This window comes from Caldisericum sp., assembly GCA_022759145.1.
GTDB lineage: Bacteria > Caldisericota > Caldisericia > Caldisericales > Caldisericaceae > Caldisericum.
In genome coordinates, this window is the sequence record JAEMPV010000037.1 from 1 (window position 1) to 9,552 (window position 9,552).

The 9,552-nt window shown below is 39.7% G+C and carries 7 protein-coding genes; 3 read left to right on the top strand and 4 right to left on the bottom strand.

The genetic code is table 11. The features are described from left to right. Nucleotides 1-199 precede the first annotated feature (199 nt). From galT to JHC30_02520, 3 genes are read left to right on the top strand one after another with little or no spacing between them, the layout of a single operon-like run. On the top strand, nucleotides 200-1,186 hold the full coding sequence (gene galT / locus JHC30_02510) for a galactose-1-phosphate uridylyltransferase (GenBank protein MCI4463027.1): 987 nt from the start codon (nucleotides 200-202) through the stop codon (nucleotides 1,184-1,186). Further along, the gene (locus tag JHC30_02515; GenBank protein ID MCI4463028.1) at nucleotides 1,173-2,324 is read left to right on the top strand and encodes a galactokinase; all 1,152 of its coding nucleotides are present in this window, start codon (nucleotides 1,173-1,175) and stop codon (nucleotides 2,322-2,324) included. Before galT ends, JHC30_02515 begins: the two co-directional genes overlap by 14 nt. 1 nt (nucleotide 2,325) lies before the next feature. After that, nucleotides 2,326-3,237, top strand: coding sequence for a hypothetical protein (locus JHC30_02520; GenBank protein MCI4463029.1), 912 nt, complete (start codon nucleotides 2,326-2,328; stop codon nucleotides 3,235-3,237). Here JHC30_02520 and JHC30_02525 read toward each other — a convergent pair whose 3' ends face one another. Genes JHC30_02525 through JHC30_02540 form a run of 4 tightly spaced genes read right to left on the bottom strand, consistent with a single transcriptional unit; the run spans nucleotide 3,238 to nucleotide 9,252 of the window. Next, complete coding sequence (locus JHC30_02525) at nucleotides 3,238-4,461, bottom strand: family 1 glycosylhydrolase (GenBank protein ID MCI4463030.1); 1,224 nt, start codon at nucleotides 4,459-4,461, stop codon at nucleotides 3,238-3,240. A gap of 11 nt (nucleotides 4,462-4,472) precedes the next feature. Further along, complete coding sequence (locus JHC30_02530; GenBank protein ID MCI4463031.1) at nucleotides 4,473-6,137, bottom strand: alpha-galactosidase; 1,665 nt, start codon at nucleotides 6,135-6,137, stop codon at nucleotides 4,473-4,475. Continuing rightward, nucleotides 6,124-7,473: an MFS transporter gene (locus tag JHC30_02535; GenBank protein MCI4463032.1), complete on the bottom strand. Its 1,350-nt coding sequence runs from the start codon at nucleotides 7,471-7,473 to the stop codon at nucleotides 6,124-6,126. The genes JHC30_02530 and JHC30_02535 overlap by 14 nt, the downstream gene beginning before the upstream one ends. Nucleotides 7,474-7,512: 39 nt before the next feature. Next, the gene (locus tag JHC30_02540; protein MCI4463033.1) at nucleotides 7,513-9,252 is read right to left on the bottom strand and encodes an alpha-glucosidase; all 1,740 of its coding nucleotides are present in this window, start codon (nucleotides 9,250-9,252) and stop codon (nucleotides 7,513-7,515) included. Between the last annotated feature and the right edge of the window lie 300 nt (nucleotides 9,253-9,552).

Sequence of the window (9,552 nt, forward strand, 5' to 3'; positions counted from 1 at the left end):
GCCAACCTTTACTTTTTCATCCATTTTTTGCCTCCTTTGCTGTTCTTTAAAAAAATTCACATTACACAAAATTTTATCACTAATTTGAGAAATGCGTATTTTACAAAGTTGTTTTTGCTTATTATCCTTGAACCTTCCTTTCAAAAAAATTCAATTGTCTTAAAATAGAGGGTGGATGTAATTACTTTTGGAGGTTTATATGGGTGAATTAAGATGGAATCCTCTTCTTAAAACATGGGTGATGGTTGCGCCGAACAGGCAGGAACGCCCGAATATGCCGAAGGATTGGTGTCCCTTTTGCCCTGGCTCAGGCAAAGTGCCCGATCACTATGATGTTCTGAAGTATGATAACGATTTTCCCGTTTTGAAACTTGAACCCGATGAACCCGAAGTCCCTTCAGATGACTTCTACAGGGTTATGAAAAACTATGGCAAGTGTGAGGTTATTCTTTATGCTTCTCAACACAATGCAAAGTTGTGGCAGTTAAGTGTAGAGCACATTGTAAAACTTGTAAACCTCTGGATTGAAAGAAATAATGAGTTATCAAAGGATGAAAATATAAAATATGTGTTTCCTTTTGAAAATAGAGGTGAGGAGGTTGGTGTTACTATTATTCACCCCCATGGGCAACTGTATGCCTATCCCTTTGTGCCACTTAAACTGAAAGTCGAACTTGATTCCTGCAAAGAGTACTATATGGAGCATAACGAGTGTATGATCTGCCATATGAATGCTATGGAAAAGGCATTTCAAAAAAGGGTTGTTTTTGAAAATGAGAGTTTTATTGCATACCTTCCTTTCTTTACCGATTACCCTTACGGCGTTTTCATCGTAAGCAAGAGGCATTTTGGAAACCTTGCGGACTTTACGGAACCTGAGAAGCGTGATTTAGCAAAGATGCTTAAGACGATTACCGGCGCCTTCGATTTGCTTTTTGACCGTCCTTTCCCGTATATGATGGTTATCCACCAAACACCCGTAAACACTGAGGAATACAAAGAAAGCGATAAATACTTTCACTTCCATATTGAATTCTATCCGCCATTGAGAGACAAAGATAAAATAAAGTGGTATGCCTCTTCAGAAATGGGAGCCTGGGCTGCTGCAAACCCCCTTTCGGTTGAGGAGACTGCCCCAAAACTAAGAGAAGCAATTGAGAGGTTTTTGAAGAATGAACCTGAATAAACTTAAAGAGGAATTTACTGCACTTTATGGAGAAGGCAAAGTCGATGTGTTTTTTGCACCGGGCAGGGTGAATCTTATTGGGGAGCATATCGATTATAACGGCGGATTAGTGATGCCTGCAACTATTTCGCTTGGAATTTACGGGCTTAAACGCAAGCGTAATGACTCTATCATTAATCTTGTTTCGAAAGATGCACCAAATAGGGTCGCTATCGATTTAAATGAAGAAATAAAGTATGTAGCTTCAGACGGATGGGCAAATTACCCAAAAGGTGTCATAAAAAAACTCCTTGAAGAGGGCTTTAAAGTAGAAGGTGCAGATATTATGTTTGCAAGTACGCTTCCAATGGGCTCGGGTCTTTCTTCCTCTGCTGCAATCGAGGTGTTAACGGCTTTTATGATGCTCTACCCAGAAAATCAAATCGACAGGATTAAAATTGCGAAAATGTGTAAGGATGTAGAAAACAACTTTGTAGGTGTAAACTGTGGCATTATGGACCAGTTTGCCGTAAGTATGGGGAAAAAAGACCATGCAATATTACTCAATAGCGACACACTCGAATATGAGTATGTCCCGATAAAATTAGGCGAATTTACCCTTGTCATTATGGATACAGGGAAAAGAAGGGAACTCAACGAATCAAAGTATAACGAAAGGCGAAAAGAGTGTGAAGAGGCACTTTCAAATATTCAGCAAAAGAAAGCAATTTCTAACTTGTGCGAAGCAAGTCTTGAAGATATTTTGCTTCTTGATAATGAAGTTTTACGAAAACGAACACTGCATGTTATTACAGAAAACGTGCGCGTCAAAAAGGCGTCCATTGCACTCAAAAATGGTGATATAAAAGAATTTGGAAAATTGCTTGTGGAGTCTCATAATTCCCTCAGGGATAACTTTGAAGTTACAGGCGTTCATCTTGATACAATTGTTGAAGAGGCGCTAAAGCAACCAGGCTGCATTGGTGCAAGGATGACTGGTGCAGGTTTTGGAGGGTGTGCTATTGCAGTTGTTGCAACCGATGGATTAGATGATTTTATCAGGAATGTTTCGCTAAATTACAAGGTAAAAACTGGTCTTGAGCCTAAATTTTACAGGGCTCAAATTGTCGATGGGGTAGATTTTTTAGGAAACTTCTGATATGAAAATTTGGAAGGGCGTTTACAAGGGTCTCAATGCCTTCTTTATTGAGAATGAATTGATAAAATTAACAGTCTTAAAAGACCTTGGTGCAAAAATTGCATCATTAATCTATAAAGAACAGGATTTTGAAGTTGCAGCACAACCTAATAGTGGTTCATACACCCTTCCTCGATTTGGCGATTCTTTTGAAAACTATGATGTGTCGGGTTTCGATGATTGCTTCCCAACAATAGACCCGTGTTTGGATATGGTTGACCACGGCGAACTATGGAGCCGCCCTTGGGATATTGGGGAAGAAAACGGCAGTTTAGTTTGCAGGATTGAAGGCGTGAGGTTCTCCTATCGGTTTGAGCGAATTATCCAGGTAGAGGGAACCACAATTAATTTAAATTACAGGGTTGAAAATGTTGGAGAAAAGCCAATAAATGCGCTATGGGCTTTTCATGGGCTTGTAAGAGGGGATGAATATTCAAGAATAATTATTCCCGGTGTTGATAAAGTAGTAAATGTTCATAAAAGTAAACGCCTTCACGATATAGGGACTGTGCATAATTTTCCTGAAACAGTTCTTCCTGATGGAACTTCCCTCAGGCTTGATAGATTTAACCCTTTTTCGGGAAGAACAGAAAAGTTTTATGCCTATGGAAGACTTAAGATTGGTGAAGCAGCACTTACATTGAACCACGGCAAGCTTGAATACAAACTGAGTTTTAGAGAGGATGTTGTGCATTATTTGGGCTTATGGATTGATGAAGGTGGTTTGAGAAGTGATGGTGCAATTGCTCTTGAGCCAACTACCGCCTTCTATGATTCACCCTGTATTGCAAAAGAAAAAGGGGACATAAAACCAATAGGTCCAGGAGAAACGCTCTCCTGGACCCTCAGGATTTCATTAAAGCCTTTATATTAACTACAACTCGCTTTTTGCAATCTCCTTATAAACAAAGGCACTCTGTCTTGGTTTCCTTTCCTGAGTTTTGAAGTCGACTTCAAACAAGCCAAACTTCATAGAGTAGCCCTCAGCCCACTCAAAATTATCCATTAAAGACCAGTGCATATAACCAATGATATCGACACCCTCTTCTTTTGCCTTTCTCATATACCCAATTGTGTCCTTTATGAGTTGCGGACGCCATTTATCAAGATGATCTGCAACACCATTTTCTGTTATCATAACCGATTTTCCGTATCTTTTCTTAAGGTCAACAAGAAGCCTGTATATGCCTTCAGGGTAGATTTCGTTATTAAAGTCACTTAGTTCTCCTCTGTTAACTGCTTCGTAAGTTGTTTTGGGAGAGAACTTTACAAAAGTGCGTGAGTAATAATTCAAGCCGATAAAATCAAGAGATTCTTTTAGGTCTTGAAGTTTCTCCCCTTTTCCAAATGGTTTTAGTATCTTTCCTTCGAAAATTGAATCGAGGAATGCGTAATCAAACATATACCTTATTTGGTTATTTACGATAACATCAAGAGGGTTGAATTTATTCAATGGTTCAAAAACAACCATATTGTGAGCAATCGAAATAAGCGAATCGCTTTTTTCTGCCCTTATTATTTTGTATGCCTCAAGATGTGATAGAAGGAGTTCTCTTATTGCTGAAAACCCTTCCTGCATATTCTTATGCCCAGGAGGCCAATCGCCCATCATATAACCGAACATCCCCACAACCACAGGCTCATTTATCGTTATCCAGTATTTGACATAAGGAGCAAAGTATGGGACAACCTTCTTAACAAAGCGTGCAAAGTAGTTATGGAAGTTTTCGTTTAGAAATCCTCCCTTTTTGTAAAGCCACAAAGGAATTGTGAAATGGTGAAGCGTTAATACAGGCTCAATCTCCATTTCCTTTAGAGTCTTTAGCATATCGACATAGTGCTCGATTTCTTTCTCGTCAAACTCCCCTTCGTTTTTCTCAATGCGTGACCACTCTACAGAAAACCTATAGGCATTGTTGTTGAGGAACTTTATAAGTTCAAAATCTTCCTTGTACCTATTGTAGTGGTCGCAAGCAACAATTGCTGAATCGCCTGTTTTAATTCTTCCTTCCTTTTCCCATTCGTACCAGTCGTTGTAGATGTTGCCGCCCTCAACCTGATGTGCGGCGGTTGCAACACCCCAAAGGAACTTTCCCATATTTGCCTCCTTTACACTCCCTTTTTATATACTTTTGTTGCATGTTTCAAAAGAGTTTTTCCATCCTTTCCAAAGATTATCTCGCCTGGTTCTTCATCTATTTCGAAGTCCTTTTCTGTTAGATTCACGAAGCCAGTAATAATTGAATCGGCAGTTTCACCAGTGAACTTAAACACATCCTTTGAAAGTTCCAAGACGTGGTCAAGCGTAAAGTCCTTGTAGTTTTGAAGTGCCAAAAGCAATTGAAAGCCCTTTTCATTAAGTGCATAAATCGGGTCTGAAAAGAAAATGAAATCCGAAAGAAAGAAGTTAACGATTAAAATAGTGTTTTGCTCGTCCTCGGTGAGGTGTTTTGGCTTTAGGAAGATAACATCAGGGTCGTTTATGAAGTATTTGCGATTTATATATGACCTTGTGATTGTGTTTCTGAGAGAATTCTTTGCTGAAACTCGCCCCTCAAACCTCAAAAGCTGAGTAAGTGTATCTTCCCATCCGTCCTTTGTATCAGGTCCGATTCTAAGGTAATCATAAAGCCCTTTCTCGAGCATTACAGGTGCTCCACACCCAAGGAGTTTTGAATCTTCTCCGATTGCTTTTCTTAAGGTTTCCATTCCTCTTTTGAATCTTTCAATCCTTGTAGCGTCCACAACCTCATCTTTCGAAACTGCCATAAGGCTATACAGGAAGTCAAACTTGAACATTCTGAAGCCCATTTCCCTGAGTGCGGTGATCTTTTCCGTAAGGTACTCCAAAACTTCATCGTTCATTGGATTAAGTGCGTAGAAATGGCCACTCCAAAGGGGATTAAACCCAACTTGCCTTGGGGCACCCGCCTTATCTTTTACAAGCCAATATTTATGTTGTTTGAATATTTCCGAGTTTTTCTCTACAACAAAAGGCGCAAGCCATATGCCTGGAGTTACGCCCAGGTCGTTTAACTTGTCCACGATAATTTTGAGTTTGCCTTTGAACTTTTCGTTTTCAACCCACTCACCAATGCTTTTTTGCCATCCGTCATCTATCTGGAAGAAGTCGAGTTTAAAGGGGAGGTTTTTGATACTTTCGATATTTTTGATGATTTCATCTGCATCGATAGACCTGTAATAATAGTACCACGAAGTCCAGCCGTAAATTTTCTTGTGTTTTCTTTTTTCGAGGGCTAAACTTTGTGTTTGCTTTGCTACAATTTTAGGCGTAAGAAACTCCCCCTCAACAGCACTTCCTATTTCAAAATAAACCCTCACTGTGTTTTTATTAATGAGTTCGAAACTTGCCTTAAGGGAATTATTCTCGGGGACTAAGTGAATGTAATGATCCCCAAAATTTATGTAAGTAAAGAAGTGAGACCTTCCCTCAGTAAAATTTTCAGGGTCAAGGTAGTGATAGCGAAGAACAGGCATAAGCACTCTTTCAAACCTTGTTTCAGTATCGATTTCATAGGTAGGCGACCAGGATTGAAAACCATTTCGGAGCATATTGATATTTGCGTCATCAAACTTAAGGTCAAAATAAACCTCGCTTATGTCGATTTTCTTTTCTGAAAAAATTCTTATGGATAAGTCGTCGTTAAAACTAATCTCAAAATCCTCTTCCTTTATTGAAGGAATTTCTCTTTCGATTGGTTTTCCCTCTATTATTACGCCCAATTTAGCAAACTTGAAATCAGGCTTTTTCATGCTCTATTTCCTTTCTCATTTCTTCCATACGGCTTCTTACCTTTAATGCGTCTTTTTCTATTGATGTTGCAACGACAAATAGAAGTAATCCGCAGGGAATCCAGAATAGCGCTGAGGTTGTCATTGCAAAGTCAAGCCCTTTAACCGAAGATATAAGTCCACCAATAAAAGGACCCAACCCCATACCAATGTTATCAGTGAGGTTAAATATTGATGAGATTGCACCTCTATGCTCTGGAAGGTTTACATTCATAAGTATTGCTCGTACATTTGGGCCAGATGTGGATATGAGGAGCGCACCCAAAAATCCGAAAATACCTGGCACAAGAAGGTCTTTAATTGTGGGGTTTTGAGGGGCAGGCCACATAAGTGTAATTAAAATTGGCACAACCCCTATAAGTTGCATAACTCCAAGGAATATCGGAAGCAAACTTCTTTTCTTAAGATATATGCTATTGCCGATAAGCCCACCCAAAAGTTTCCCAAGGACAGTCCCGAGTCCTAGAATTATCAAAAGTACAGTTCCAAGTTGGACGGGGAAGTGTTTGTACCTCTGATAGAAGACAATAAGGTAGAATGGAATTATTCCCCAGGCAACAGTCCCCGGGATGCCCTGCAAAAACAACCAGATGTTTGTTGGGACTTTCAAAAGACGCAGATAATCCTTGAGCCGTAAGCTGCCTTTGTACTGTTTTCCTTCAATCATATACTCTCTAATTTCCTGTTCGCCTGCACCTCTTGGGGGTTCTTTAGCAAAGAGCATTCCTATTACAAAAAGGAAATTTGGTGCCGAAACGACCATAAACGGGACACGCCACCCTAAAGCAGGACCCAAGAAGCCTGCAATAATCATTCCAAGAAGTACGCCAATTGTCGTTATTGCATCATACCATGCCTGTGCTCTTGGTCGTGTTTTCTCAGTGAAGAAATCGCCAATAAGTGAAAATGCAATGGGGACAGATCCTCCAATACCAATGCCTGTAAGGACTCTTAAGAAAAGCATCTGATGGTAACTCTCTGCAAATCCTGTAAGAAAGCATGGAATTTCTCCAAGAAGCGTTGTAATGATGAGAAGTATCCTTCTTGAATACTTATCCGATAAATACCCCCAGAGAAGCGTTACAACTGATGCAATGATAGTAAATGCAGAACCGATTAATCCTATTTCCTTGTCCCCAATTTTAAATTCGTTTTCGATTGCCTGAATGTTTGGGGACATTACATTTTGGTCGGCAAGAAGGATGATGCCTGAAACAAGCAAGATCGTAAAGAGCAGCCTGACCCTCTTGTCGAAGTTGTAGATTTCCTTAAGTCCCATTTTTTCGTAGATTCTCATCTGCGCCTCCTTTTTTGTTTATATACTAAATTAGCATTTTTATTCCTCAAATTTATAAACAAGTGCTTCATAGGGCCTTAACTTAATCCTGCCATTCGATTCGTATGGACCTTCTTTTAGATTTTTTATTAAAAGTTTCTTGTTGCTATTTTTAAGATCCTTTGGAAGTTGGATAGTTGAAGGTTTACTTGTTAAATTCAAAATCACAAGACATCTTTCGTTTTCAAGTTCACGAAGGTATGCAAATACGCTTTTGTGCTTTTCGAAAAGAGGGACAAAATTTCCATAAATTAGACAAGGATTTTCCTTTCTCACCTTGATCATACGCCTGTAGTAGTTCAAAATTGAATCTTCATTGGATTCGTCTTTTTCTACATTTATTTCTTTATAGTTTGGGTTTACCTTAATCCATGGTTTTCCGGTTGTAAACCCTGCATTTGGACTTGCGTTCCACTGCATTGGAGTGCGTGCATTGTCTCGACCGAGTTTGTGTATTGCGTACATAATATAACGTTGTATTAAAGGTTTGATGATAGGTGGCGCCTTTTTAGAGTATTCACTATAGATGTTAAGGGTCGCAGTATCACGGTAGTCTTCGATTGATTTAAATGCAATATTTGTCATTCCAATCTCTTCGCCCTGGTAGATAAAAGGTGTCCCCTCAAGTGTTAGTGTAAGTGTTGCTAATAACTTTGCCGACTCTACTCTGTAAGCCCTGTCGTTTCCAAAGCGGGAAACTATTCTCGGGTAGTCGTGGTTGCCAAGAAAAACGCCTGTCCATCCCTTTCCATGAAGAGCAATTTGCCACTTTGTAATAATCTGTTTGAATTCATAAGGTGTCCATTTTTTAAGAAGTGAGCTACCAGGAGTAAAACCGTCTATCTCCATAAGTTCTGATGGAAATATCATATTGAGTTCGTGTCTGTCAAATCCTGTATAGAGGATTGCATCATCTGTTGTAACCTTGAGAGTTTCGCCAACAGTCATAATGTCGTATTTTGAAAGCACTTTCTCGTTCATCTCCCTGAGGTAATTGTGGACCTTAGGTCCGTTTAAGAAGAATTGTCCTGCAAATTTGTACCCTTTTCCTTTTCCTGGGACATCGGGCAAATCCTTGTGCTTTGATATGCAATTTATTACATCCATTCTGAATCCATCTATACCCTGGTCAAGCCACCACTTCATCATTTCGTAAATGTCGTTTCGAAGTTTGTGGTTTTCCCAGTTAAGGTCTGGTTGTTTTTCGGAAAATAGATGAAGATAGTACTCGTCAGTTTCTGGGTCATATGTCCAGGCGGATGCCGTAAAATATGAAGCCCAATTGTTTGGTTCTCTTCCGCAACACCCCTTACGCCAGATATAGTAATCTCTCTTGTCGTTATCCCTGGATGATCTTGAGGCAATAAACCATGGATGTTCATCAGAGGTGTGATTCACAACAAGATCCATTACGACCTTAAGTCCTCTTTTATGGGCTTGTCCAAGCAATTCCTTAAAGTCATCCATTGTGCCGTATTCGGGATTAATTTCGTAGTAATCAGCAACATCGTACCCGTAATCAGCATTAGGAGATTTATAAATCGGGCAAATCCAAAGCACATCTACACCAAGGCTTTTGAGGTAGTCGAGTTTTTGGATAATGCCCCTGAGATCGCCAATGCCATCTCCATTTGAATCGTTAAATGACCTTGGGTATATTTCATAGACTACTGCTTCCTTCCACCAAGGGCTAAATTGATTCTCTAACTGAGCCTTTTTTAATTTTCTTTTCTCACCCACAAAATCAAATTTCTCCTTTTTCAATTGAAAGTTCTATCAAAATTATACGCAAAAAGTTTTTAAAATAAAGTAATTCCCCCTATTCCCTTTTGGGTGGAGTTGGAGGAGGGCTATGCCCTCCTCCATTAAAGGAGGAGACCCCTCAGAACGGCATTTCGGGGTGACGTCCCGGTGTCATCCTGAGCGAAGCGAAGGATCTCCCATTATTGGGAAGGGGAAAAAGACCCCTTCCCAACTAACCCCAAAAAAAGACTTTTTATTGTGTCATGTCGAACGAAGTGAGACATCTCCTCCGTTTTT

Excerpts from the sequence above, each read along its gene's own strand:
- galT (MCI4463027.1), top strand. The coding sequence starts at position 200 with ATGGGTGAATTAAGATGGAATCCTCTTCTTAAAACATGGGTGATGGTT.
- JHC30_02515 (MCI4463028.1), top strand. The coding sequence starts at position 1,173 with ATGAACCTGAATAAACTTAAAGAGGAATTTACTGCACTTTATGGAGAA.
- JHC30_02520 (MCI4463029.1), top strand. The coding sequence starts at position 2,326 with ATGAAAATTTGGAAGGGCGTTTACAAGGGTCTCAATGCCTTCTTTATT.
- JHC30_02525 (MCI4463030.1), bottom strand. The coding sequence starts at position 4,461 with ATGGGAAAGTTCCTTTGGGGTGTTGCAACCGCCGCACATCAGGTTGAG.
- JHC30_02530 (MCI4463031.1), bottom strand. The coding sequence starts at position 6,137 with ATGAAAAAGCCTGATTTCAAGTTTGCTAAATTGGGCGTAATAATAGAG.
- JHC30_02535 (MCI4463032.1), bottom strand. The coding sequence starts at position 7,473 with ATGAGAATCTACGAAAAAATGGGACTTAAGGAAATCTACAACTTCGAC.